The 24,505-nt window shown below is 57.9% G+C and carries 21 protein-coding genes and 1 tRNA gene; 8 read left to right on the top strand and 14 right to left on the bottom strand.

Annotation, left to right across the window (positions count from 1 at the left end):
- The first annotated feature begins 51 nt into the window (after positions 1-51).
- The 3 genes from CQ011_RS00725 (at position 52) to CQ011_RS00715 (ending at position 2,667) form a co-directional block, all read left to right on the top strand.
- The gene (locus tag CQ011_RS00725) at positions 52-528 is read left to right on the top strand and encodes a GNAT family N-acetyltransferase (RefSeq protein ID WP_105673726.1); all 477 of its coding nucleotides are present in this window, start codon (positions 52-54) and stop codon (positions 526-528) included.
- Positions 525-1,811 carry an alpha/beta fold hydrolase gene (locus tag CQ011_RS00720; protein WP_105673723.1) on the top strand — a complete coding sequence of 429 codons (1,287 nt, stop codon included), beginning with the start codon at positions 525-527 and terminating at the stop codon, positions 1,809-1,811. The genes CQ011_RS00725 and CQ011_RS00720 overlap by 4 nt, the downstream gene beginning before the upstream one ends.
- Positions 1,812-1,995: 184 nt before the next feature.
- Positions 1,996-2,667, top strand: coding sequence for a hypothetical protein (locus CQ011_RS00715; protein ID WP_105673721.1), 672 nt, complete (start codon positions 1,996-1,998; stop codon positions 2,665-2,667).
- A gap of 138 nt (positions 2,668-2,805) precedes the next feature.
- On the opposite strand, the gene CQ011_RS00710 is transcribed toward CQ011_RS00715, so the two are convergent.
- From CQ011_RS00710 to coaE, 4 genes are all read right to left on the bottom strand, one after another.
- A complete protein-coding gene (locus tag CQ011_RS00710; RefSeq protein ID WP_105673719.1) occupies positions 2,806-3,864 on the bottom strand; it encodes a TerC/Alx family metal homeostasis membrane protein in 1,059 nt (352 codons plus the stop codon).
- A gap of 290 nt (positions 3,865-4,154) precedes the next feature.
- On the bottom strand, positions 4,155-6,239 hold the full coding sequence (uvrB, locus tag CQ011_RS00705; protein WP_105673717.1) for an excinuclease ABC subunit UvrB: 2,085 nt from the start codon (positions 6,237-6,239) through the stop codon (positions 4,155-4,157).
- A 62-nt stretch (positions 6,240-6,301) separates the two neighbouring features.
- Positions 6,302-6,556 carry a hypothetical protein gene (locus CQ011_RS00700; RefSeq protein WP_105673715.1) on the bottom strand — a complete coding sequence of 85 codons (255 nt, stop codon included), beginning with the start codon at positions 6,554-6,556 and terminating at the stop codon, positions 6,302-6,304.
- Positions 6,556-7,146, bottom strand: coding sequence for a dephospho-CoA kinase (coaE, locus tag CQ011_RS00695; protein ID WP_105673712.1), 591 nt, complete (start codon positions 7,144-7,146; stop codon positions 6,556-6,558). Before coaE ends, CQ011_RS00700 begins: the two co-directional genes overlap by 1 nt.
- 26 nt (positions 7,147-7,172) lie before the next feature.
- Here coaE and CQ011_RS00690 point away from each other — a divergent pair, with 26 nt between their 5' ends.
- From CQ011_RS00690 to CQ011_RS00680, 3 genes are all read left to right on the top strand, one after another.
- Positions 7,173-7,844, top strand: coding sequence for a YigZ family protein (locus CQ011_RS00690; protein WP_105673710.1), 672 nt, complete (start codon positions 7,173-7,175; stop codon positions 7,842-7,844).
- The gene (locus tag CQ011_RS00685) at positions 7,841-8,959 is read left to right on the top strand and encodes a class I SAM-dependent methyltransferase (protein WP_105673708.1); all 1,119 of its coding nucleotides are present in this window, start codon (positions 7,841-7,843) and stop codon (positions 8,957-8,959) included. The genes CQ011_RS00690 and CQ011_RS00685 overlap by 4 nt, the downstream gene beginning before the upstream one ends.
- A 62-nt stretch (positions 8,960-9,021) precedes the next feature.
- Entirely contained in the window at positions 9,022-10,629 is a 1,608-nt protein-coding gene (locus tag CQ011_RS00680) for an HNH endonuclease signature motif containing protein (RefSeq protein WP_146112537.1), read from the top strand.
- Here the strand turns inward: CQ011_RS00680 and CQ011_RS00675 are convergent.
- The 5 genes from CQ011_RS00675 to polA form a co-directional block, all read right to left on the bottom strand.
- Positions 10,626-11,939 carry a hypothetical protein gene (locus tag CQ011_RS00675; RefSeq protein ID WP_181147943.1) on the bottom strand — a complete coding sequence of 438 codons (1,314 nt, stop codon included), beginning with the start codon at positions 11,937-11,939 and terminating at the stop codon, positions 10,626-10,628. The genes CQ011_RS00680 and CQ011_RS00675 overlap by 4 nt on opposite strands.
- A gap of 242 nt (positions 11,940-12,181) precedes the next feature.
- On the bottom strand, positions 12,182-13,666 hold the full coding sequence (gene rpsA, locus CQ011_RS00670) for a 30S ribosomal protein S1 (protein ID WP_096253801.1): 1,485 nt from the start codon (positions 13,664-13,666) through the stop codon (positions 12,182-12,184).
- Positions 13,667-13,919: 253 nt separating this feature from the next.
- The gene (locus tag CQ011_RS00665) at positions 13,920-14,870 is read right to left on the bottom strand and encodes a polysaccharide deacetylase family protein (protein WP_105673702.1); all 951 of its coding nucleotides are present in this window, start codon (positions 14,868-14,870) and stop codon (positions 13,920-13,922) included.
- A 5-nt stretch (positions 14,871-14,875) separates the two neighbouring features.
- Complete coding sequence (locus tag CQ011_RS00660; protein ID WP_105673700.1) at positions 14,876-16,174, bottom strand: GNAT family N-acetyltransferase; 1,299 nt, start codon at positions 16,172-16,174, stop codon at positions 14,876-14,878.
- Between the two features lie 116 nt (positions 16,175-16,290).
- Positions 16,291-18,993 (bottom strand): DNA polymerase I, encoded by a 2,703-nt coding sequence (gene polA / locus CQ011_RS00655; RefSeq protein WP_105673699.1) that lies wholly within the window; start codon positions 18,991-18,993, stop codon positions 16,291-16,293.
- On the opposite strand from polA, the gene CQ011_RS00650 reads away from it, so the two are divergent.
- Positions 18,992-19,477 (top strand): hotdog fold thioesterase, encoded by a 486-nt coding sequence (locus CQ011_RS00650; protein ID WP_105673697.1) that lies wholly within the window; start codon positions 18,992-18,994, stop codon positions 19,475-19,477. The genes polA and CQ011_RS00650 overlap by 2 nt on opposite strands.
- A gap of 7 nt (positions 19,478-19,484) precedes the next feature.
- Here the strand turns inward: CQ011_RS00650 and CQ011_RS00645 are convergent, their stop codons facing one another.
- The 4 genes from CQ011_RS00645 to CQ011_RS00630 all read right to left on the bottom strand — a co-directional run bounded on the left by CQ011_RS00645 (position 19,485) and on the right by CQ011_RS00630 (position 22,501).
- Complete coding sequence (locus CQ011_RS00645; RefSeq protein ID WP_105673695.1) at positions 19,485-20,030, bottom strand: dihydrofolate reductase family protein; 546 nt, start codon at positions 20,028-20,030, stop codon at positions 19,485-19,487.
- 68 nt (positions 20,031-20,098) lie between these two features.
- On the bottom strand, positions 20,099-20,335 hold the full coding sequence (locus tag CQ011_RS00640) for a hypothetical protein (RefSeq protein WP_105673693.1): 237 nt from the start codon (positions 20,333-20,335) through the stop codon (positions 20,099-20,101).
- Positions 20,332-21,573 (bottom strand): inorganic phosphate transporter, encoded by a 1,242-nt coding sequence (locus CQ011_RS00635; RefSeq protein WP_105673691.1) that lies wholly within the window; start codon positions 21,571-21,573, stop codon positions 20,332-20,334. The genes CQ011_RS00640 and CQ011_RS00635 overlap by 4 nt, the downstream gene beginning before the upstream one ends.
- 310 nt (positions 21,574-21,883) lie before the next feature.
- Entirely contained in the window at positions 21,884-22,501 is a 618-nt protein-coding gene (locus CQ011_RS00630) for an ANTAR domain-containing response regulator (RefSeq protein WP_105673688.1), read from the bottom strand.
- A gap of 187 nt (positions 22,502-22,688) precedes the next feature.
- Here CQ011_RS00630 and CQ011_RS00625 point away from each other — a divergent pair.
- Positions 22,689-22,770: transfer RNA gene (locus CQ011_RS00625), tRNA-Leu, on the top strand.
- A 185-nt stretch (positions 22,771-22,955) separates the two neighbouring features.
- Here the strand turns inward: CQ011_RS00625 and pyk are convergent.
- Complete coding sequence (pyk, locus tag CQ011_RS00620; RefSeq protein WP_105673686.1) at positions 22,956-24,467, bottom strand: pyruvate kinase; 1,512 nt, start codon at positions 24,465-24,467, stop codon at positions 22,956-22,958.
- Between the last annotated feature and the right edge of the window lie 38 nt (positions 24,468-24,505).

Raw genomic sequence — 24,505 nt, 5'->3', positions numbered from 1 at the left:
TAGGACTGGTCACCGACGATATAGCTACATGACGGCGGTAAGCTTAAACACATGAGCACAATCAGAGAAGCGCGCCTTGCAGACTGCCCCCAGATCCTGGAATTAATCCACGAACTAGCGGTCTATGAGAAGGAACCTGACGCGGTCAAGAACACCGTCGAAGAGCTGGAAAAGCACCTTTTCGGCGCAGATCCGAAGCTCTTCACGCACGTCGCCGAGGACGAGTCAGGCCGACTAGTCGGTATCGCCATGTGGTTCCTGACGTACTCCACGTGGGAAGGGCGTCACGGTATTCATCTGGAAGACCTCTACGTTCGCGAAAGTGAACGCGGTGAGGGCACCGGAACCGCGCTGTTGAAGACACTGGCACAAATTTGCGTAGAACGCGGCTACCGTCGATTGGAATGGGCCGTTCTTGACTGGAACGCTCCAGCCATTGGATTCTATGATTCGATCGGTTCGTCCACCATGGACGGCTGGAGCACCCGCCGACTAGACGGCGACGCACTACAGGAGATGGCTCGATGATTCACTACCGCGGCATGGATGTCACCGAACACCGTATTGAAGTCCCCCTAGATCATCACGAGCCAAACGGTGAGAAAATCACCGTCTTCGCCCGCGAAATAAGCACCGATAAGTCAAGGCCTTGGTTACTGTTTCTGCAAGGCGGCCCCGGCGGTAAGTCTCCACGCCCTGGTTCCTTATCGGGCTGGTTAGCCGAAGCTACCAAACACTTCCGCGTACTACTACTAGATCAGCGTGGTACCGGCCTCTCCACCCCGGCTAATCGCCAGTCTTTGGGCCTGCGCGGCGACGCAGCAGCTCAGGCCCGCTACTTGTCACACTTCCGCGCGGACTCAATCGTTCGTGATGCCGAGGCACTGCGCGAACACTTGACTATCACCAAGTGGAGCACCTTGGGTCAGAGCTATGGTGGCTTCTGCACGCTGACTTATCTATCCATGTTCCCTAACTCCTTGGAGCGTTGTTTAGTCACCGGAGGTCTGGCTTCATTGGACGGTGATGCGCGCACTGTCTACCGCGCTACGTACCAGCGCATGGCCGAACGTAACCGTGAGTATTTCTCCTGGTATCCTCAGGATTTTGATACGCTGCACAAGATTTACGATCACCTACGGCACAACGACGACGAGTTGCTGCCCGACGGCCGCAAGGTCACCGTGCCCTTGGTACAGATGCTGGGAATGTTCTTAGGCGGCAACACCCGAGTGCACCTGCTGCACCATGTCTTTGAAGAAGCCTTCGTACAGACACCCGGCGGGGAACGTCTTTCCGATACCTTCTTGGCGACCCTCTACGCTCAGGCCTCTTTCGCCACGAATCCGCTGTACGCGCTGATGCATGAGACCATCTATGCCCAAGGCGCAGCTACTAATTGGGCAGCCCAGTCCGTCATGGAAGAAAATCCGGATTTCGCAGAACAAACGGAAACGCCACTCCTAACCGGTGAAATGATCTATCGCTGGCATTTCACCGACGATCCGGCACTGCGCCCGTTCGAGGAGGTGGCAAGAATTTTAGCTGAGCACGAACATTTCGGGCCGCTCTACGATCTGGATGTCCTTTCGCAGAATACCGTTCCGGTGGCGGCTGCGGTTTATCACGACGACGTTTATGTGGACCGCGAGCTTTCCTTACGCACCGCTTCCCAAGTCAAAGGGCTACGAGCCTGGGTCACCGAGGATTTCCACCACGATGGAATCGGCGACGATGGACCTGCAATCTTCCGCCGCCTACTGGCAATGACCAACGGTGAAGACCCTGAGGCGGCTGCCAACGCCGGCTAGTGGCTATCGCAGGTGCCAGCACATGGTTAGACTGGCACACAAGCAAGGGCCGAGAGGGCAACCTCTCCGTTCTTGCTTCGCGTCAGACCAAGCGCACGGAGTGGCTTGTCACACATTGCCACTACCACCGTGCTAGGTTTCGCATAAGGGCATCTTGCCCGTCATAAAGATCGAAAGGAACACTATGGGAAACAGTATTAATGGTGTCGATGTTCCAGCCGATCTGGTCTCGAAGGTCGAAGAGTTGGACGGCGTCATCGCAGCCGCCCACGTGCCATACAACATTGCTTTAGACCGCGCCGATGAAGATGGACTGGTCTACAAATTTGTAGAATCTGACATCGACTTCGCACTCGTGCTCCATGGCGAGGCATTCTTTGTCACCACCCCAGCGTTAGACGATTCGGACGCCGATTTTGAACCGGTATACACCTTCGACCCTGAGTACCAGCTCACCGCCGAGGACTTTGCCGAGCGACTCACCGACTTCGTGAACCTGGCGGTCAATTGGCAAGAAGTTTCCGAACTGCCATTCGTTGCCGAAAACCCCGAATACTTCGGTCCTTCGGACAAGCCAAACAGCATTCTGCTCTACGAAGATGGTTACCGCTATGAGCTACTGTTCGTAGAAAATGGCGATCACTTGGTGCTGGCACGTCCAATCGACACCGAAGCCTACGAGGTGGACCCCGACGAGGACGAAGATGAGATCCCGTTGGTCTACACCAACCACCACATGTTGCACCCAACCATGGGTGGGGCGTTCATCGTGATGCTGGCCGAGACCTTCGGCCTGCCAGCCGAGGAAGAAGCACTGCTCGCACCGCTGCGCATCATCCTCACCCCGACGAACTAGTACCCGCTTACAGCAGTCTGGAGCGTGATTCAGCCGCATCGGCGAGTCACGCTCCAGACTTATTTAACACAGAAAAATACCCGCCGCAGCTGCTTGGGTAAGCAGCTGCGGCGGGTATTCTTTGTAGCTTGGTTTCGGTTACTTACCCGACTCCTGCTCGCCTTCGATTGAAGCCTTAGCAGCTGCCTTTTCAGCCTCTGCTGCTTCGGCCTTCGCTGCCGCGTTGCGACCCAGTGGGGTCCACAGCGACAAGACCGTAGCGATCACGATGGTCGCCAGAATAACAATCAGCGAGACGTTGGTTGGGATCACTGGAGCCCATGCAAAGCCTTCACCACCATTGACGAATGGTAGCTCGTTAGTGTGCAGTGCGTGAAGAACCAGTTTGACGCCAATGAACGCCAAGATGAAGCTCAGTGCGTGCTTCAGGAAGACCAAACGGTTCATCAACCCGCCGAGCAAGAAGTACAGCTGACGCAGACCCATCAACGCGAAGATATTCGCGGTGAAGACAATAAACGCCGAGTTGGTCAGACCAAAGATCGCCGGGATCGAGTCCACTGCGAACAGCAGGTCGGTCATGCCGATAGTAATGAAAACCATCACCATCGGGGTGAAAAGCTTCTTGCCATCCACTACGGTACGTAGCTTGTTGCCGTCGTATTCCTTGGCAAATGGCATCTTGCTGGTCAGCTTCTTGACGATCCCGCTATCACTGTCTTTATCTTCGTCGTCGTCATCCTTCAGCTGGTGCCAAGCGGTCCAGAGCAAGAACGCACCGAAGATGTAGAACACCCAAGAGAAGTGTTCGATCATCGCTGCACCGGCAATAATGAAGATTGCACGTAGCACCAGCGCGATGATAATGCCGAACATCAGCACCTCTTGCTGGTACTTACGTGGCACAGCAAAGCGGGTCATGATGATAATAAAGACAAAGAGGTTGTCAATCGACAACGAGTATTCGGTAATCCAGCCGGCGTAGAATTCCTGACCAAGCTGGGAACCTGCCTGCCACCAGACAATTCCACCGAAGATTATTGCAAGTGCGATGTAGAAGCCAACAAAAAGTCCGGCTTCCTTCATCGATGGTTCGTGCGGTCGCTTGACCACATAGAGCAAATCGAGCAGCAAGACAACGCAGAGCGCTACCAAGGCAATGATTTCAAATTGGAGTGTTAACCCTGAAGTACCCATAAAGGAGTAGCCTTCCGTCGTAAGGTTAGGACAAAGATTCGCAAGTCTCTCCGCCGTCAAGAACTAGATCTTGTTCGGCTGCTGTGCCCGGCGAAACTTCGATGGTTCGCGTGTTGACGTTCACAGCATTTGGGATACTCCCCTACGTACGAGAGTTAAGTCTAGCGTACAAGCTTTACTCATGACGCGTGATAAGTACCATCACGCACTTCCAATTCCACTCTACGAGCCTAAAAAGACGGTATAACTACTTATCAAACAGCGGTTAGTTAGCCGAAGTTAACATCATGTTACGCGTGGCCAGCATCCTTCATTTGACGCAGTTCTTTCTTGAGCTCGCCCACCTCGTCGCGAATACGCGCAGCCAGTTCGAACTGCAGTTCCCCGGCGGCGGCATGCATCTGAGCGGTCATTTCTTCAATCTGACCCAATAGATCCTCTGCCGGCGCGGCTGCCAAACCGTCCTGACGAATCTTCGAGGACTTCGTGCGCTTTGCGTCCTTGGCCAGCCGATTGTTGTTCAGCAGCTCTTGCGTGTCTGCATCCTCGCGGGCCAGCTGATCGGTGATATCGGCAATCTTCTTGCGCAATGGGGTCGGATCGATACCGTGCTTCGTATTATGTGCCCGCTGGATTTCGCGGCGACGGTTGGTCTCATCAATGGCCTTGTCCATGGCATCGGTGATCTTATCCGCATACATGATCACCTGGCCCGATACGTTACGTGCAGCACGGCCAATGGTCTGAATCAGCGAGGTCGCCGAACGCAAGAACCCCTGCTTATCGGCATCCAGAATCGCGACCAAGGACACCTCCGGCAAGTCCAGTCCCTCACGCAGCAGGTTAATTCCTACCAACACGTCATAGGAGCCCATACGCAATTCACGCAGCAACTCCACACGGCGGATCGTATCAACGTCCGAGTGCAGGTATTGCACGCGGACCTGATGTTCGGTGAGGTAGTCGGTCAGATCCTCTGCCATTCGTTTGGTCAGCGTGGTAACCAATACGCGCTCATTACGTTCTACACGCACGCGGATCTCATCGAGCAGGTCATCAATTTGACCCTTGGTTGGCTTCACGATGATTTCTGGGTCGATCAGTCCTGTTGGACGGATAATCTGCTCCACAAAACCATCGGCCTTGCCCAGCTCATATTTGCCCGGGGTCGCCGAAAGATACACGGTCTGCCCGATGCGTTCCAAGAACTCGTCCCACTTCAAGGGCCGGTTATCCATGGCCGAAGGCAGACGGAAGCCGTGTTCCACCAAGGTACGCTTACGCGACATATCACCCTCATACATCGCACCAATTTGCGGCACGGTGACATGGGACTCGTCGATGACCATCAAGAAATCATCGGGGAAATAATCTAGCAAGCAGTGTGGCGCACTGCCCGATTCGCGCCCGTCGATATGCCGTGAATAGTTTTCGATGCCGTTGCAGAAGCCCATCTGCTCCATCATTTCCAGGTCATAGGTGGTGCGCATGCGCAACCGCTGGGCTTCGACAAGCTTATTTTGCGATTCAAGTTCTTTGAGTCGAGCAGCCAGCTCATCTTCGATGGTTTTAATCGCCTTGTGCATGCGCTCGGCACCGGCAACATAGTGGCTGGCCGGGAAGATGTACATCTCGGTTTCTTCGCGGATCACCTCACCGGTCACCGGGTGCAGGGTGTAGATCGCTTCCACTTCGTCACCGAAAAACTCGATGCGTAGCGCCTGCTCCTCGTACATCGGGATGATCTCCACGGTATCCCCACGGACCCGGAAGGTTCCGCGATGGAAGTCCATATCGTTGCGTGTGTACTGCATGTTCACGAACTGGCGCAACATCGCATCGCGGTTTAATTCTTCGCCCTGGCGCACGGTCACCATGCCGGCCACATATTCTTCCGGCGTACCCAAACCATAAATGCACGAGACCGTTGCCACCACGATCACATCTCTGCGGGTGAGCAACGCATTGGTCGCCGAGTGGCGTAGCCGCTCCACCTCTTCGTTGACCGAGGAATCCTTCTCGATAAAGGTATCGGTCTGTGCCACATACGCTTCGGGCTGGTAGTAGTCGTAGTAAGACACGAAGTATTCGATCGCGTTATTTGGCATCAGCTCGCGAAACTCATTGGCTAGCTGTGCGGCGAGGGTCTTATTTTGCACCAGCACCAACGTGGGGCGTTGCACCTGCTCGATCAGCCAGGCGGTGGTAGCGGACTTACCGGTGCCCGTAGCGCCGAGCAGCACAATATCTTTTTCGCCGCCGTTGATCCGTTCGGTCAGCTCTTTAATCGCCGTGGGTTGGTCCCCCGCCGGAACATAATCGCTGATGACTTCGAAGGGAGCTACTACACGTTTAATCGGCTGGGCAAGACTCATGATTCCAGCATAACCAGCGCAACCGACACTCGCCTACGCCTGAGTACCTGCTGAACGTGAAATTACTTGCCGCCCAAGCGCATTCCGGTGCGAATCGCGTTACGCGTGGCGGTCCGGCGAATCTGTGCGCCGAAGAAACTCACGGTCAGCAAGGTCGCCGAGAGCAATCCAAGCAAGGCAATCCACCCGGCGATATAAACCACCGGCGAGTACGGACCATCCGAGGCTACAAATTCAGTGCGTCCACCAAAGCCCAACCAGAGCAACAATGCCACGGCAAAACTGGCGAGCATCGTCCACTTCGAAATTTTCTGCATCAGCGGTTTAATTCCTTCTCAAATAGTTCGGTCACTTGTGCTTGGAGCTGTTCAAGTGTGCCATCATTCATCAACAAATGATCGGCCATCGCCGCGCGATCCGCGTCACTGGCCTGCGCGGCCATCCGAGATTCAGCCTCGGCCACGCTCCACCGGCGATCTTCAACCATCCGCCGGATCCGCTCATCATGTGGCGCCTGCACCACCAGCACCAAATCAAAACGATCCGCCTGGCCTGATTCGACGAGCAAGGGGATGTCCTCGACCACTACCGCCTCGCTGCTTGCGGCGGCACGCAGACGGTTAGCCTCGGCGCGTACCAACGGGTGCACGATTGCGTTCAGCTTCAGTCGTTGCGCCTCATCACTAAAGACCAACGCGCCGAGGGCCGCCCGGTCCAGCGAACCATCGGAGGCCAAAACTTGGTGACCAAAAGCCTGCCGGATCTGCGCTAACCCTTCGGTTCCGGGCGCCACCACCTCGCGGGCGAGCTTATCCGCGTCGATGACTACCGCACCCAATTTGGCTAATTGTGTTGCTACTGCCGATTTGCCGGAAGCCACGCCGCCGGTCAGTCCCACATGGATCATGTCTACCACCCTATAAACTAAGTACGATGAACACCAACGACTCGGCCGCGACTAGCTACACGACGCTTCGTGTGGACGCGGTGCATGAGCTCGAAATTAAGCGTTCGCGCTTCATCACCTACTTATACCGGGTGCAGACCGAGGCCGACGCCCGTGCCCACATCGCGACCCTACGCAAAACCCATTTTGACGCCCGCCACCATTGCAGCGCCTTCATTCTTGGTCCGGATCGAATGACCCAGCGCTCCAACGACGACGGCGAGCCCTCGGGAACCGCCGGGCTGCCGATGCTTGAGGCGCTAGCAAAACGCGACACCGGCAGTGGAACGGATCTGACCGACATCCTCGCGGTGACCGTACGCTACTTTGGCGGCATCAAACTCGGCGCCGGCGGATTGGTGCGTGCCTACTCGGACTCGGTCTCCCAGGCGCTAGCGAAGGCGAGTCTTTGCACCGTGCAGCGGCTACGCCTCTTTGAGCTCTCGGCCGATCATGGGTGGGCCGCACGCTGGGAAAACGAGCTGCGCTCCGCCGGCTATCAACTCGGCGACACGCACTGGGGCGACGCCCACGCGGTACTGAGCATCGGCATCAACGACGAACCAGCCGCCACCGAACAACTGCACACTTTTATCGCCACACTCACCTCCGGCGCCGGAATGCTCCGCGCTGGCCACACCACCTGGGTGGATTCATGACACACGAACTGCTGAACAAGCTACGCCGCTGGCCCGAGGTCGAGGGGCAAAACCTCTTCGCCCACGACGCCGCGGACCGACTCCTCCTCGATACCGTCACGCACTGGCCACAGACCGTGTCCATCATCGGGGACCACTACGGCGCGCTGACCCTGGGCGCGCTGACAGCCGGAGCCACCTCGCTGCGGGTGCATACCGATTCGCTCACTTCCCGGCGCGCGATCACCGCCAACCTGCAAGCTCTCGCCCCACACGCGGTCAACGTCGTACAATTTTTCCCCCTCGATTCCGTGGCGCAAGACGCTTCGCTGGTGTTGCTACGCCTGCCGCGCGGCCTAGACGTGCTCGACGAGCAGGCCGCCGCCATCGCCGACGTGTGCGACCCTGCGGCCATCGTGCATGCCGGCGGGATGCTCAAACATATGAACCGCGCGATGAATGAGACGCTCAGCAAATATTTCTCCACCCTCGACGTTTCTCTCGCCCGGCAAAAGGCGCGCGTCCTTTCCGCGAGCACCCCGCAGCCAGAAGCATCCGCCCGCGACTACCCACGCAGCGCCACCCACACCGTCAACGGGACCGAATTCACGCTGCGCGCTGGGGCCGCCACCTTCGGGGCACAACGCTTAGATCCGGGCACCCGGTTGTTATTGGAAAACCTGCCTGATCTCAGCGCGCACGCCAGCTTGCTCGATCTGGCCTGCGGCAACGGTTCCATCGGTGTGTACGCGGCGCTCACCCACCCCCAGCTACGCGTCGACGCCTCGGATCATTCTGCCTCCGCGGTGACCTCCACCGGCTTATCCGCGCAGGCCAACGATCTTGCCGAGCGAATCACCGCGGTACAGGACGACGGGCTCAGCCGCCACACACCGGCCAGCGCTACACTCATCACCTTGAACCCGCCGTTCCACATCGGCAACACCGTGCACGCAGGGATCGCATTAAAGTTGTTCGATGAGGTCGCCCGCGTCCTGGCCGATGACGGCGAACTACTGTGCGTGTTCAACTCGCACCTGCGCTACCGCAGCGAACTGACCCGCCGCATCGGCCCCACCACACAGCTGGCGCGCAACGCAACCTTCACCGTGACCCGTTCGATCCGCCGCCGCTAGGCTTATCCACATCCGGCAGCCCAGCTAATTCCCGGCCGCGGCCCCGAGTGCACACTGGCTTTATGACAACGCGGATCATGCAGCTACTCACCGAGCTGCACACAACCTTGGCCGACTCTCAGGAGCTTTGCACCTCAGAGCTCATCGCCCTGTCCGCGGTAGCCCCAGAACTTCAATCCGCCATTCGCACTCACCTTTCTTCCGTGTCCGATCCTCGGGCCGCACTGCTACTGACCGCCGGCACCGAGGCCCTGGCTCATGAGACCGTGCGCACCCAAATTCACTGCGCTCACCTCATCGAGGCCACCGGCGCCCACCAACTAGATATCACGCAGCTTGACGCCTTGCGGTCCAACGCCTGCGATCTGGCAGCCGCCCCGATGCTCACCGCTTCCCGCCCCAGCTTTAAGGGCGCGGCCGAGATGCTTGCCGCCTGGCTCAACCTGGACTTTTTTGAAGCACGACGCAGGGTGAACGACTCCCACCTGATGATTTGCCAGTTCGATGCCCAAGGTAACCGCTGCCCCGCACAATTCACGGCGCTTGCCAAGCGGTTCAACACCGCCGGCCCGGACCCGCGTGAGTCCCTGAGCACCGCTCGCCGCTTAGAAAAGTTCGAACCGACTGCCGGTGAACTCGACTCCCCCGCCACCGCCAGCGCCCAGAATGGAGCCGGCCAACTGCTCGAACAGGCAGCGCTTGAGGTACTAGCCGAGCCAGAACCTAAAACTCGCACCAAAAAATTGAACCGGCTGATCAAATCCGCCAAGGAACAACACGCAGTAACGGACCCACAAGCCGGCGCCGGAGTGTATCGCAAAGGTGAAAGGGAGGGTCTGATCATCTATGAGGTACGGCTGATCCCGCTGGACGCCGACGGTTTCGAGTCACTGCTCAACCAGGGAGATAACCCACGCACCGCAGCCGGTGCGGCCAGCCGGCAAGTAGACGCCGAGCAATCTGCGGCCAGCACCGCCGAACATCCCGATTTTGTGACCGAGGCCGAAGCAGCCAGCGCCACCTGGAATCCGCTCACCGAGGCAAGCGTTGCCCGGCGACGTTTACAAGCCCTGTTGATGTTGTTGAAGGTTAATGGTCACAAGCTAAACCAGCTGCTGCGCAAAATTCACGACACTGAAGCTTCAACGCAGCTAATGGAACTCGAAGAAGCAGAAATTCCGGTAGTCCAGCCCACCATCATGGTTCACCTTTCCTTAGCCGAACTCACCGGGCTGGCCACCACTTACGGGGTAACCGAACATGGTTTCACGTTGCGGCCCGCCGAACTACGTCAGGCACTGGCCAGAGCAAAAATCATTCCACTGGTCCTCGGTGGTCGTGGAGAAATTTTGGATATCGGACGCCAACAACGAAATTTCCCGGCGTATATGCGTCGGGCGATCAAGGCCAGAGATCGCGGCTGTATCGTGCCCGGGTGCACCGTTGCGCCCGAACACTGCGAATTGCACCATATTTGGTGGTGGTCCCTTGGCGGACCGACCGCCGTGCATCTTGGCTGTTGCCTGTGCACAGCGCATCATCACGACGTGCATGCGGGAATCCTTAAGGTCATCTCCAATGGTGGGCTACCCCAGGTGATCCTGCCCAAATTTATGGATCCCACCCAAAGACCACGTCGCAATACGATCAACGACCGCCCCGAGGTTTAGCGCACCGGGTGGTCTACAAGAAATGGTCGTTGCCCTGCCACGCGCACCGCATACCCAGTCAATCCCAGCGGGCCCAGCGGAGTCTGATCCAACACTCGCATCGTGGCGGGGTTAAACTCCTCTGCCACCAATGGAGTATCAACACAGTTTCGCCATGACATTTTTCGCTTGGCCCGGCACAATGGTTCAGCGGCCCGCTTCGGGAGGTAGTTTGCTGGCGCAACGCTCCCCTGCCCGAACACCGTGTCTACCTGCAAACGCACCGGCTTGGAATCCCACCCACTGAACCCGGCGATCACCAGTCGATCTGTTTTTCGCAGCAACCGATCATTGGCATGTTCGCCGTACACCCAGGGCTGATCGGCAATCCGAGTAAATTCAGCCCCGCGCAACGCGTTGACCGCACCCACCCCGTGCACCGCACACCGATCCAAACATTCAACAAACTGCTCATATTCGCTGCTCTTGGAATCTTCCGTGGGGTCGGTACATTCACAGCGCACGCCATTTTCCGGCTCGCGTGCCACCGAGGCGCCGATCGCCACAAAACTTAGCGGCCCAAATTCGCTGGCCAACGGGACTTCCAGAGCAATATGCCCCACGATGCCTTGTTCGACCCAACGCACCAATAACACGATCAGGCACAGTCCCAGTGCGACGCTTCCGATCAAGAACCCATCAATGCGCTCGGGATCCAGGTCGGAAAATACCTGCTCGGCGTCGGTGAGGAACTGCCAGATGAGCTTCAGTAGCGGGTAGAGGATCGAGCCTAAGGCCAAATACCACAGTGTGCTCGGCAGTTGCCGGTAGACGCGCAATTCTCGTAATTGTTCGCTCGGGATGAGCACCGTGGAGGTTGCATGAGCCCGCCATCGGCGCAGTCTGAGGATCAGTCGCCACTGGTTGATCATTCCGCTGAGCGCCAGGAGCGCAAACCAGCTCGCACATCCCAACACCACCAGTTGCGCGGTTCCATTTGGCTGCAAAATGAGGTAGAGCGTGGCGGTTGCTGCTAGAGCCAACCAAGGGGCGATCCGCGCGGCGGCCCACATGATCGCGATGCAGGCGGCTATGACCGAGAAGGTCAACAGTTTTCCGACTTCCATCTCCGGTCGTTGAGGGAAAGCGAAGCGAAACAGGTAGACGTTCAAAGCTATTAACGGAATCCAACTGGCAAGGATCACCAGCATATTGGGCAGCGCGCCAGGCACCTCTCGCCATTCATCGATGCCGACCGAGTAAAAAGGTACTAGCTTCCCCTCGGTGGCATGATGCCCTATCAAAGCGTCGCTGCTCATTGACTGCTTCATGCCTATCCCTCACCGGTCCCAACTTGGAGACCCACAGGGTTTAGTCTATAACTGTTACATTCTGCGCGCACTCCATCTTTGGGTCGATCTGCCGGCCTCACACTCAGCACGAAGGATGACTAAGAGCCCACCTCGCCGGCTACGCCGCTTATTAAACAGAAAAGGTCCAACCCGCAATGGGTTGGACCTTCTCATTCAGCGTTTACTTAGCTCTTCGCCAAGCTCACTAGCACTAATCGAAATTAGTTGCCGGTCAGCTTTTCGCGCAGTGCAGCAAGTGCTTCGTCCGAAGCCAGGGTGCCTGCATCGGTGGCTGGTGCCTCCGAGGAGTACGATGCTGGAGCAGCAGCTGACGAACCGCCGGTAGCGGCTGGTTCTGCTTCTGCTTCTGCGTCGGCAGCGATTGCAGCAACAACCTGCTTCTTGTGTGCTTCCCAACGCTCCTGAGCGGAAGCGTACTGTGCTTCCCAAGCCGAACGCTGGGTGTCGAAGCCTTCGAGCCATTCGTTGGTCTCTGGATCGAAGCCCTCTGGGTACTTGTAGTTGCCCTCTTCGTCGTACTCTGCGGCCATGCCGTAGAGAGCTGGATCGAATTCGGTACCCTCTGGGTCCACGCCTTCGTTAGCCTGCTTGAGCGACAGCGAGATGCGGCGGCGTTCCAGGTCGATGTCGATGACCTTGACGAACAGCTCGTCGCCCACGGAGACAACCTGCTCGGCCAACTCAACGTGGCGCACTGCAAGCTCGGAGATGTGAACAAGGCCTTCGATGCCGTCTTCGACGCGAACGAACGCACCGAATGGAACCAGCTTGGTGACCTTACCTGGTACAACCTGGCCCAGCGCGTGAGTGCGGGCGAAGGTCTGCCAAGGATCTTCCTGGGTAGCCTTCAGCGATAGCGAAACGCGCTCGCGGTCTAGGTCGACTTCGAGAACCTCTACGGTTACTTCCTGGCCAACTTCGACAACCTCTGATGGGTGGTCGATGTGCTTCCAAGACAGCTCGGAAACGTGGACGAGACCGTCTACGCCGCCAAGATCCACGAATGCACCGAAGTTGACGATGGAGGAAACGACGCCCGGACGAACCTGGCCCTTTTCCAACTTGTTGAGGAAGGTCGAGCGAACCTCAGACTGGGTCTGCTCAAGCCAGGCACGGCGGGAAAGAACAACGTTGTTGCGGTTCTTGTCCAGCTCGATGATCTTGGCTTCGATTTCCTGACCGATGTACGGCGCCAGGTCGCGCACACGGCGCATCTCGACGAGCGATGCTGGCAAGAAGCCACGCAGGCCGATGTCCAGGATGAGGCCACCCTTGACAACCTCGATGACGGTACCGGTAACGACACCGTCTTCTTCCTTGATCTTTTCGATGTCGCCCCAGGCACGCTCGTACTGAGCGCGCTTCTTGGACAAGATCAGACGGCCTTCCTTATCTTCCTTGGTCAGAACCAAGGCTTCGACGTTGTCACCAACAGCGACAACGTCGCCTGGGTCAACATCGTGCTTGATGGAAAGCTCGCGGGAAGGGATGACACCTTCGGTCTTGTAACCGATGTCGAGCAGAACTTCGTCGTGGTCAACCTTAACAACGACGCCTTCGACGAGGTCACCATCATTGAAGTACTTGATGGTGGCGTCGACTGCGGCCAGGAAGTCCTCAGCAGATCCAATGTCGTTAATCGCAACGACTGGTGCGCTGTTGTTCTCGTTCGAGGTGATGGTCATGTAGTAGGGACTCCGTTGTGGATAGATTTGATCAGTCGAGACTCCGGAAGTCCCGGAGTTTCGAGTGGGTAAAGTTTACCTGCGGACATGACAAAGCCATGACACGCCTTCCTAAGTCTACGCGCGAAGCTAAGTGCGGGTCAAAGCGTAAACGTCTAAGATCGACAGCCTCACTTTGTGAGCTTCATTACTTTTAGGCTTTTATAGTGTCCGATCCGCGGGCATCGGCTCACCCGCAACGCTCCCGGCCTGCTCAAGCAGCGGTGAGCCGGACGACTTTTATCCCGTTCTCCGCCAGCTTCTTCAGCCCACGATCTACTCCGCGTGCGGTCCCGGAATTTGGCTGATTAAAGTGTCCGATCCCCACGTCCCCGGGTTTCATCGCGCTCACCTGCTTGGCAACACTGGCTGCCGGGAACGTCGCCCCAGCATCCATATTCACGGTGAAGTTCATCGGCACCAACCCCAGTTTCCGGCAGAGGGCCACACCCACCTGATCCATATGCGCCGTCCCCGAACGGAAGAAACGCGCCTGGACGCCAAATTCCTGCGCCAAATACCGTTGGTTCAGCACAATTTCGTCATATGCCTGCGCCACAGACCCGGTGCCCGGTATTCCGTACGCCTGCTGCCCCGCCACACTGAGCGGGGCATGTTGGGTGCCGTGATTTGCGATCTCAAATAAAGGATCCGCGATCAGTTCGTTAAGCAGCTTCGGGTTACTGCGTGCCCACCGCTGATTGACGAACAACGTGGCCGGGGTTTTGTGTGTGCGCAATGCTTCGATCAACCGATGATCCATTGTGCTGCCATGGGCTCCCCCGCAGGCATCAAAGGTCAGCGCCACGCCCTGCGCCCCGGAGGGTAGAGCGAGCTGAATCCCCGGCACCTCGAGTCCGAATTGCCCTGGCGCACGCCGACCAAATTGGGCCGTCGCTTCTTTTTTGCTCAAACTGGGGCTGAACAACGGTTCCGCGCTCGAGCTGGTCTTCGTCGGGTCGGACGCTGGCGCAGAGGCACTGGCCGTCGTCGGTGCAGAGGCCTGCCCGGTCGCCGAAGTTGCTGAGCTTTCGGGTTTCGTCGCGCATCCGCTCAGCGCCGCCAAACCTAGCAGACCCACCGTCCCGGCGCCGCTACCCAAAGCGAAGCGTAACAACCGACGACGTGACAGCTCAGCGTTCGCTACTGGTGTATTTGACTGCATGGGGGCTAAAAATCCACCTGACAATAGGGTGCTTGCCGGCCAGCAAAGACCCGATCAAGTACGGTGAGAAGCTGCGGTGTAGCGGTATCTAGCAATCCGGCATCGGCCAACTGCGTGGCGCTACGAGTGCCCAAATAAAGGCTGGCCAGCTCGCGGCAATCAAGCCAGACCTCAGGATCTTGACCCTCGACGCGCGCCACCACCATACTCCCGTCGACAACCTGCAGCTGCCAGGTCCCCGCGGTGTAACCCAGCTCGTCACGCACCGAGACCACCAGCTGCGCATCGCCGTAGTACGTGCGCGCCGACAGCGCGGCCGGCAGATCCAAAATACGCAACCACAGATGATCATCGCGGCCAAGCACCCTGTAGGCTCTCGGGTTTTCAAGCGCGATCGGCAACACATCATCGACCGGAGCCGAGCCGGTCACGCGTTTAATCAGGTCGTGCGCGCCCAAATAGTCCAGCAGCTCAAGGCGTGCGGCGCCATTAGTCGTGCACAAGGTTTTCACCGACATCGTGGCCGGTTCTTTGGTCCACCCGTCGAAGGTGTAGGTCAAATACCCATCGGCGGTTCCGTGGGCGTCATAATGCACCGCGGCGCGCAGATTTTTCACCGGTTTGAGGTTCCCATGGTTTTCCCACGCCCCGATATCGCGCCCGATATCAAAACTCCGGTGGCTGACCGCCCCCACGGTGAGACGCTGATGCTCCACGCGCAGCGCTAGCATCTGCTCTTCGATGCTCGCCGGATCCACGGCTACGACGCTTCCGGTATGCGGCCGGCGCAACCGCGCCCCCTGCTCAACATTCAGTTCAAAGCGGCATTGTTCCGCTGCTAGGCCGAACCCAAAACGTCCGTAGATGGTGGCTTCGGTGGCGGTCAACACGGCCACCGGCACCCCTGCACGTTCGGCCTGCTCCAGGTGCGAGGTGATCATCGAGCGCAATATTCCGCGCCGGCGATGCGTCGGGCTCACCGTCACCGCGGTAATCTGGTGCACCGCCAAGTTCTTCGGCCCGCCAACGTTCAGCGTCCCGGGATAATACTGGTAGGTGCCCACCGGGTCACTGACATGCAAGCTTGGCGCGAGCGCCGAGCGATCGTAGGCCCCGATGTACTGCACACCGTCCTTCAGGTCCATCTCGGCCAGAATCTTTTCGCTGTCCGCATCCGTGCCGGGGTCATGAAAACCCCGCCCGACGGCACGCGAAAAGGACACCCAACCTTCCTCAGGTCCCCTCGCTACCTGTTCGGCAGCAAAAAATTCGAGGCCAATTCCCTGGGGTGTCGCAGAACTCATGGTTTGTACCTTTCGCAGGCTGACCGGTGGGCCACCCTGACCGATATTGGTTCAAAGCCGCCGGCGTGCACCCCAAAAAGGGGCACCCCGGCGGCTTCGACTATTCTGAACTGGCTTTAGTGCTCCGCCTCATGCCAGGACTTGCCGATGCCCGGCTGGACATCCAACGGCACCAAAAGGTCCGCGGCCTGGCTCATTTCGTGCGTGACCAGCTCTTGGACCGCGTCTAACTCGCCTGCGGAAATCTCGAGCACCAACTCATCGTGCACCTGCAGGAGCATCCGCGACTTGTACGATCCTTCGCGCAACCGCTGCGAAATCTTCAGCATCGCGACCTTGAGCAGATCCGCCGCCGAACCCTGGATCGGTGCGTTTAGCGCCGCGCGTTCGGCAATATCACGCAAACGTCGATCCGAGCTGTTCAGCTCCGGCAGGTACCGGCGCCGGCCGAAGATGGTCTCCGTGTACCCGTCCTTACGGGCCTGATCAACCACCGCACGCAGGTAGGTTCGCACCGCACCAAAGCGTGCAAAGTAGTCCTTCATCAGCGTGCGCGCCTCGTCCACGGAAATCTTCAGCTGCTTGGACAGCCCAAAGGAACTCAGCCCATAAGCCAACCCGTAGCTCATCGCCTTGACCTTGGAACGCATCTCGGAGCTCACTTCCGCAGGGCTCACCCCAAAGACGTGCGAACCGACATAACGGTGTAGGTCCTCGCCGCTTTCATAGGCTTCGATCAGCCCTTCGTCGCCGGACAGGTGCGCCATAATACGCATTTCGATCTGCGAGTAGTCAACGGTCAGCAGGGTTTCGTAGCCCTCACCGACGATGAATACGTCGCGGATACGCCGACCCTCTTCGGAACGGATCGGAATGTTCTGCAGGTTCGGGTTCAGACTAGACAATCGCCCGGTGGCCGCCACGGTCTGCGCGTAGGTGGTGTGAATCCGCCCATCGTCACCGATAGATTTCAGCAACCCCTCCACGGTCTGGCGTAGCTTAATCGCCTCGCGGTACGCCATGAGCGCGACCAAGAATGGGTGCTGGGTTTTCACCAACAAGTCCTGCAAGGATTCGGCATCGGTAGTGAAACCGGTTTTGATTTTTTTCGTCTTCGGCAGATCCAGCTCTTCAAACAAGACCACCTGCAACTGCTTCGGGCTTGAAAGATTCACCTCGTGGCCGATCGACTCGTAGGCTTCCTTCGTGGCCTGCTCAACCTGCCCGGTGAAATGCGCGTTGAGTTCGTCTAGGCGTTCACGGCTCACCGCAATGCCCGCACGTTCCATGTCAAAGAGCACGTCGATCAGCGGCAGTTCCATCTCGGCGGCTAGCTGCGCTGCATGCTTCTCGGCAACCTTAATGGCCAAAAACGCGGAGAGGTCAAAGATTGCTTGCGCCTGCGCGAGCGTCGGTTCGGCCAGATCCGCGGTCAACCCGAGATCCAATTCCCCCTTCTTCGCGGGCTTGAGCACCGGCACCGTGTACTTCAGGTGGTATTGCACCAAATCGACCAGCTCGTGGCTACGCCGATCAGGCTGAATCAGATACGCGCTAATCAGCGTGTCATCGCCCAGTCCGGCAACAGTAAAACCACGTTCGATCAACCGGTGCTTGGCAAGCTTGGCATCGTGGAAGATTTTCGGAGCCTGCGCATCGGCCAAGAAATCGGCCAACACCTTCTCGCTGTCCTCATCCAGCCCGGCCAGTTCGAGCCAGATCGCCTGACCTTCGCGGAATAACGCCACACCGACGGCTTCTGCGCCGGTCACCGCCAGCTGCACCGCAATCGGCGCGCCCTTCCCGGCGGTAATAAAGTCGCTCAAAGCGCCCGCGTCTTTCGCTTCCAGGCGTTCAAAAACCGCTGCTTCGGGCTGCTCTTCATCCTCTTCGGCGGCAAACAGGTCAAAGAGACGCTTGCGCAAGGTGTTAAATTCCAGCGCGTCAAAGAGGTTTTCGATCTCCTCGCGGTTTGGTGCCACCAGCTCGGTTTCCTCCAAGGTCACCGGTAGTTCCAAATCGTGGCGCAACTGGTTCAACCGACGGTTACGCGTCACGTTATCCACGTGGGCGCGCAAAGACTCGCCGACCTTGCCCTTAATCGATTCCGCGTTCTCCAGAATTCCGTCCAGATCGCCGTAGAGGTTCAACCACTTCGCTGCGGTTTTAGGTCCTACTCCGGGCACCCCTGGCAAGTTATCGGCGGTTTCGCCCACCAACGCGGCCAGGTCCGAGTAACGCTCGGGGCGTACAAAGTATTTAGTTTCCACCGCTTCGGCGTCCATCGGTGGAATATCGCTAATACCCTTCTTCGGGTAGAGCACCAAGGTCCGGTCGGTGATCAGCTGGAAGGCGTCACGGTCCCCGGAAACCACCAGTACCTCGAAGCCGGCTTCCTCACCCCGGGTGGCCATGGTGGCCAGAATATCGTCGGCCTCAAAACTTTCCAGCGTGATGCTAGGAATGTTCATCGCCTTCATCACCTGCGCGATGAGGTCGATCTGGCCGTAGAACTCCTCGGGAGTCTTATTGCGCCCGCCCTTGTATTCGGTGTACTCCAAGGAACGGAAGGTGGGGGTGTCTAGGTCGAAGGCCACCGCGACGTGCGTGGGCTTCTGTTGGCGGATCATCGTCAACAACATGGAGACGAATCCGTGGACGGCATTTGTATGCTGGCCGGTGCTTGTCGCAAAGTTTTCGGCGGGCAGCGCATAGAACGCGCGGAAGGCCATCGAATGCCCATCGATGATCAGAAGTTTCTTGTCCGACGCAGATGTCGTTTTGGTAGTTTCGCTCACGCCTTTTAGCCTAGTTGTCATGAGCGACAATTACACTTCTCACGCCGAGCAATCTTCAGCACATCCTTTTGCGGCCCAATTAACCAAGCACGGTGTGCCCCGAGCGATGTGGCCTGCGTTGCACGGACACGGAGTGGGCACGCTGGTAGAGAAGCTGGATATTTACTTCACCGAGTTCAGCGTCGAGCGTGTCACTGCCACCATGCCCGTGGCTGGCAATACCCAGGTGGTGGGGATTTTGCACGGCGGCGCCTCGGCAGCTTTGGCCGAGACTTTAGGTTCGATGGCCGCCGCGCTACATGGTGCAGGCAAGACCAACCCGGTCGGGGTTGATCTGAACATCACCCACCATAAGGCCGGACGCGCAGGGCTGGTCACCGGGGTGTGCACCCCGATACATTTGGGCCGGCGCATCACCACCCATGAAATCATCATCACCAACGACGAGGGTCAACGGGTGGCGACCGCCCGAATCACCAACATGCTTTTGCCCGTCACCAGCTGACCGGTAGTTAGGAAATCGCGTAGCTGGAGGCGAAGATGTCGTCTCCGAGCTCGCGAATTTTCAGTTCAGACAGTTGCGCCATAGCGTTGCGCCCAAAGATATTCACTCCGCTACCGAGGAACACTGGCACGGTGATCACCGTCAGTTCATCAAGTATTCCGGCCTGAATGAATCCGCCAGCCAGATCCGCTCCACCAACCAGCCAGACATCGCCGGCCCCGGCACTTTTGGCGATATCCCGGCTCCAGAAACTAATTTCACCGCGAATAAAGGTGAGGTCGGTATCGGGCAGCGTAGGCAGTTCGTGATGCGTGAAAATCCACACCGGCTTGGTGCCAAAAGGCCACTGCAGGTGCCCTTCGCTGACATCTCGGACGATGGTTTCGTAGGTTTTCCCGCCGATTACCACCGCGCCGACATTGTCAAAAAACTCTTGCATGTCGCCGCGAAATCCGGCGAGTTCGCGATACGGGCGTAGCCAGTGCGTGTCGCCGGCTTCGTCGGCCACAAAACCGTCGATGGAGGCACCCACGTAGTACTTGAAGCTTGTCATAGCTCCAGTCTAGGGGTGCCTCCATCGAAGGCAATATTTAGTTGTGAGGCACTACCGGTAAGGCGCTGTTACGCGCCCAGAATTGCCCGGCTCAATTGCGGAACGATAAGCACCACGCCGAAGAGTACGATCACACCGCACACGCCGAAGCAGAGGTACGCACCGAGCTTACTCGCCGAGGTATTACTGCCTTCGTCGCGAGCCACGGCAAGTAGCCGGACACCAAAGGAATAGGCGGTCACGATGCATAGGGCCGCAACCCAGCTAACCAGCGCAACGATAAGAAATGCTGACCAATCGATCATGAGTTATCTGGCTCCTTGTCCATGGCTTCCTGCGCAGCCTTGCGGGCAGCTTTCGCTTCAGCCTTAGCACGAGCACGGCGCTCCTTCTTCGACAGAATGTTCACCGCAGCACCCGAATTATCGATGTCTGACAGGGTGTCTTCGTGTCCCACATGGTTCTTGCGTGACAGGTACCAGAAGAGCAAGAGCATTCCGACACCGAGTACGGCGACGATTCCCACGCCCACCGCACCGGTGTGGGTGAGCCAAGCGGCTAGGCCGCCGATGATGGCCGCCGCTGGAAGGGTGAACAACCAGCCCAAAGCGATACGTCCGGCGGTTCCCCAGCGAACTTCGGCGCCCTTACGTCCCAGTCCGGAACCGATGACGGAACCGGAAGCGACCTGCGTGGTTGACAGTGCGAAGCCCAGGTGTGAGGAGGTGAGGATCGCCGATGCGGTAGAAACCTCAGCGGCAAAGCCCTGTGCCGGCTTCACATCGGTCAGTCCCGAACCCATGGTGCGAATGATGCGCCAGCCACCGGTGTAGGTGCCAAGCGCGATCGCGATCGCACAGGTAGCCACAACCCACAGGTGCGGGCCGGTGCCTGCGGTCTGCAGGCCGGAGGCTACAAGGGTTAGCGTGATTACGCCCATGGTCTTCTGCGCATCGTTGGTGCCGTGGGCAAGTGCAACGAGCGACGAGGAGAAGATCTGTCCGTAACGGAAGCCACCGCGCTTCGGCGAGGCACCGTTTTGACGTTTGGTGATTGAATACGCCAACTTCGTGCACATGTACGCGGAAACACCAGCAATCAGCGGAGCACAAAGCGCTGGTAGCAGCACCTTGGACAGCAGCACGCCGTAATCGATAGCACCAAACCCGGCACCGACGATCGCCGCGCCCACCAAGCCACCAAACAATGCGTGGGAGGAGCTTGAAGGAAGTCCAAGCAACCAGGTGAATACGTTCCAGACCACAGCGCCCATCAGACCCGCAAAAATCATTTCGGGCATGATTTGCACGCCCGTAGTGGGGTCCTCGTTGATAATGCCGCCTGAAATTGTCTTTGCGACCTCGGTGGAGAGGAACGCGCCAACAAGGTTCAAAATTGCGGCAAGAGCTACAGCCTTTTTTGGAGTGATTGCTCCGGTTGCGATTGGAGTGGCCATCGCATTGGCCGTGTCATGGAAACCATTGGTGAAGTCGAAAAACAACGCCAAGGCGATGACAAGGACGACGATTAGCGTCAAATCCATTGAATACCAGCCTGAGGGTCGAACGGCAAGGAAAAAGAACTTGGGCTGAGAGCGACAAAATCCGAGGAAAAAGAGTGTCGTGCCAGATTGGGCTCAAAGCGCAATTTCAATCTTATGCCCCTGAGCAGATACGTCAATCTGAACTGTCAACACCTAGGCATCAAAATCTGGGTGAACAGTTGGTGTGCATTGAACAAACTCGCGCAAACTAGCCGGATTGATTTATTTTTAAACTAAAAAATGTGCGCCAAACCATAGGTGGCTTGGCGCACATGGCCGGGATTCTCGGCATTGGAGTACTTTGCTTCGGTTATTTAACCTGATCGATCACGGTGTCGGCGACCTGGCGCATGCTCAGGCGGCGATCCATAGAGGTTTTCTGGATCCAACGGAAAGCCTCTGGCTCGGTCAAGCCCATCTTGGTGATCAGCAGCGACTTAGCGCGATCAACCAGCTTGCGGGTCTCGAACTGCTCTGCCAGGTTGCTGACTTCTTCTTCCAGCGCACGCAGCTCGTCATTGCGGGAGATCGCAATTTCAATGGCTGGAGTCAGGTCTGCCGGGGTGAAAGGCTTAACCACGTAGGCCATGGCGCCAGCTTCGCGAGCACGCTCCACCAATTCCTTCTGACTAAACGCGGTGAGCAGGACTACCGGGGCGATGCGTTCCTTGACGATGGCTTCCGCCGCGGTAATGCCATCCATGACCGGCATCTTCACGTCCATCAAGACCAGGTCCGGCTTTAGTTCGCGTGCCTTCTCTAGTGCACTTTGCCCATTGTCGACCTCGGCGACCACGTCGTAGCCTTCGGAACGGAGGATTTCGACGATGTCCAGACGGATCAGCGTCTCGTCCTCGGCCACGATCACCCGACGCGCACTGGCGGGCGCCTCGGAGGGGATTTTGGTGATTTCTGGTAGCTCGCTCATAGGGCGCCTTCCTTCGTGGTCTGCGTTTCTGCCGGGGTGCTGACAAAAGTAAAGAATTATTTCTCCGCGAGCCGCGCTGCTCCGGTTTCCTATCTAAGCCTACTTGCATGTACGATTATCGAGGCGATGACGCGAGGTTCTCGATTAGGAAATCTACGAAACCTCTAGTAAACTCGTCAATGTGCTCGCCCAAGTGGCGGAATCGGTAGACGCGCTGCACTCAAAATGCAGTATCGAAAGATGTGTGGGTTCGAGTCCCACCTTGGGCACAAGGCAGATGCCGTCGAACAGAGTGAAAACTTTGTTCGACGGCATTTTTCGTTAACCATTGAGCCAAAATGTGACGCATGTCGCAAGAATCCGAAATACCGCCTGGCAACGAAAAAACCTGCCCGCACACCTCACATTTGAAGGCGTGCGGGCAGGTTTTTAGCTAAGTACCCGAAACGGTGATTTACAGGTCTTTAGGCGTTGAAACATTCGATGGTGCCCACGGCCCAACGTGCTCACGTACTGGCATCGGCTTGCCGTCAACCAGCTGCCCGGCATCGGCCAGGTCACCGACCTTGTGTACGCGTAGCGAGTTGGTCGAACCGGCCTGTCCCGGAGGGGAACCGGCAGCGATGCAGACCAGGTCATTGATTTCCGCCAAGCCTTCGCTGAGCAGCTGTTCGTCAACCTGTGCGGTCATCTTATCGGTGTGATCCGCGTAAGCGACCAAACGAGCCTGCACGCCCCACATCAGCGTCATGATGTTGTAGGTCTGCTGTAGTGGGGTGAATGCCAGCACAGGCTTCTTCGGGCGCAGGCGCGATAGGCGACGGGCCGAATCACCGGACTGGGTGAAAGCGACGATGTATTTCGCGTCGAGCTGATCGGCGATCTCCACCGCGGCGCGGGTGATCGCGCCACCTCGGGTCTTTGGCTGCGAGCCAAGGCGTGGGATGCGATCCAGCCCGTGCTGTTCGGTGGAGGAAATGATGCGTGACATCGTCTCCACGGTTTCCACCGGGTAAGCACCTACGGAGGTCTCCCCCGAAAGCATGACCGCGTCGGCGCCATCAAGTACCGCGTTAGCGCAGTCCGAAGCTTCCGCGCGAGTTGGGGTTGGCGATTCGATCATCGATTCGAGCACCTGGGTGGCGACGATGACCGGCTTAGCCCAGCGACGAGCAAGCTCTACCGCACGCTTCTGCACCAGTGGAACTTCTTCCAGTGGCAGTTCCACACCCAAATCGCCACGAGCGACCATAATCGCGTCGAAGGCGTGGGTGATTTCTTCGAGGGCAGCGACTGCCTGCGGCTTTTCGATCTTTGCGATCACCGGCAGGCGGCGGCCTTCCTCGTCCATGATTTCGTGCACGCGGTCGATATCGCTCGCGTTGCGCACGAAGGACAAGGCAACCATGTCCACGCCGGCACGAATGGCCCAACGCAGGTCATCTTCGTCTTTTTCACTCAGCGCCGGCACATTAACCGCAACGCCTGGCAGGTTAATACCCTTATTGTTCGATACTTCGCCGCCGACGACTACTTCGGAGCGAACCTCGGTGTCGGTGACCTCAAGTGCTTTGAGCTTGACCTTGCCGTCATTGATCAACAGGAAGTCGCCGGGCTGCACGTCGGTTGGCAGGCCCTTAAACGTGGTGGAGCACAGGTTGCGTGTGCCCTGGATGTCTTCGATGGTGATGGTGAACTTCTCGCCGACCTCCAAGATGAACTTGGCGTCGTCCTTGAAGCGTCCCAAACGAATTTTAGGGCCCTGCAGGTCGGCGAAGATACCGACCGCACGTCCCACCTCGGCGGCTGCATTACGCACATTCGCCAAAGATTGAGCATGCATGGAGTAATCCCCATGGCTCATGTTTAGTCGGGCGACGTCAACGCCCGCTTGGAGTACCGCTACTGTGTTTTCATAGCTAGCTAGGGCCGGGCCCCATGTTGCCACAATTTTTGCGCGTCTCATACCGTCAGCCAAATGCCTTTCAAGTTTACATAGGCAAA

The sequence above is a fragment of the Arthrobacter sp. MYb213 genome (assembly GCF_002979915.1).
Classification (GTDB): Bacteria; Actinomycetota; Actinomycetes; order Actinomycetales; family Micrococcaceae; genus Glutamicibacter.
This window is presented reverse-complemented; position numbering and strand designations above follow the sequence as displayed.

What these genes read in the sequence shown, in the direction of transcription:
- CQ011_RS00640 (WP_105673693.1), bottom strand. Translation starts at nt 20,335, where the DNA reads ATGATCGATTGGTCAGCATTTCTTATCGTTGCGCTGGTTAGCTGGGTT.
- CQ011_RS00660 (WP_105673700.1), bottom strand. Translation starts at nt 16,174, where the DNA reads ATGAGTTCTGCGACACCCCAGGGAATTGGCCTCGAATTTTTTGCTGCC.
- pyk (WP_105673686.1), bottom strand. Translation starts at nt 24,467, where the DNA reads ATGAGACGCGCAAAAATTGTGGCAACATGGGGCCCGGCCCTAGCTAGC.
- CQ011_RS00715 (WP_105673721.1), top strand. Translation starts at nt 1,996, where the DNA reads ATGGGAAACAGTATTAATGGTGTCGATGTTCCAGCCGATCTGGTCTCG.
- polA (WP_105673699.1), bottom strand. Translation starts at nt 18,993, where the DNA reads ATGACAACTAGGCTAAAAGGCGTGAGCGAAACTACCAAAACGACATCT.
- CQ011_RS00700 (WP_105673715.1), bottom strand. Translation starts at nt 6,556, where the DNA reads ATGCAGAAAATTTCGAAGTGGACGATGCTCGCCAGTTTTGCCGTGGCA.
- CQ011_RS00690 (WP_105673710.1), top strand. Translation starts at nt 7,173, where the DNA reads ATGAACACCAACGACTCGGCCGCGACTAGCTACACGACGCTTCGTGTG.
- CQ011_RS00725 (WP_105673726.1), top strand. Translation starts at nt 52, where the DNA reads ATGAGCACAATCAGAGAAGCGCGCCTTGCAGACTGCCCCCAGATCCTG.
- CQ011_RS00675 (WP_181147943.1), bottom strand. Translation starts at nt 11,939, where the DNA reads ATGAAGCAGTCAATGAGCAGCGACGCTTTGATAGGGCATCATGCCACC.
- CQ011_RS00710 (WP_105673719.1), bottom strand. Translation starts at nt 3,864, where the DNA reads ATGGGTACTTCAGGGTTAACACTCCAATTTGAAATCATTGCCTTGGTA.
- uvrB (WP_105673717.1), bottom strand. Translation starts at nt 6,239, where the DNA reads ATGAGTCTTGCCCAGCCGATTAAACGTGTAGTAGCTCCCTTCGAAGTC.
- CQ011_RS00650 (WP_105673697.1), top strand. Translation starts at nt 18,992, where the DNA reads ATGAGCGACAATTACACTTCTCACGCCGAGCAATCTTCAGCACATCCT.
- CQ011_RS00665 (WP_105673702.1), bottom strand. Translation starts at nt 14,870, where the DNA reads ATGCAGTCAAATACACCAGTAGCGAACGCTGAGCTGTCACGTCGTCGG.
- CQ011_RS00645 (WP_105673695.1), bottom strand. Translation starts at nt 20,030, where the DNA reads ATGACAAGCTTCAAGTACTACGTGGGTGCCTCCATCGACGGTTTTGTG.
- CQ011_RS00685 (WP_105673708.1), top strand. Translation starts at nt 7,841, where the DNA reads ATGACACACGAACTGCTGAACAAGCTACGCCGCTGGCCCGAGGTCGAG.
- CQ011_RS00635 (WP_105673691.1), bottom strand. Translation starts at nt 21,573, where the DNA reads ATGGATTTGACGCTAATCGTCGTCCTTGTCATCGCCTTGGCGTTGTTT.
- CQ011_RS00680 (WP_146112537.1), top strand. Translation starts at nt 9,022, where the DNA reads ATGACAACGCGGATCATGCAGCTACTCACCGAGCTGCACACAACCTTG.
- coaE (WP_105673712.1), bottom strand. Translation starts at nt 7,146, where the DNA reads ATGATCCATGTGGGACTGACCGGCGGCGTGGCTTCCGGCAAATCGGCA.
- rpsA (WP_096253801.1), bottom strand. Translation starts at nt 13,666, where the DNA reads ATGACCATCACCTCGAACGAGAACAACAGCGCACCAGTCGTTGCGATT.
- CQ011_RS00720 (WP_105673723.1), top strand. Translation starts at nt 525, where the DNA reads ATGATTCACTACCGCGGCATGGATGTCACCGAACACCGTATTGAAGTC.
- CQ011_RS00630 (WP_105673688.1), bottom strand. Translation starts at nt 22,501, where the DNA reads ATGAGCGAGCTACCAGAAATCACCAAAATCCCCTCCGAGGCGCCCGCC.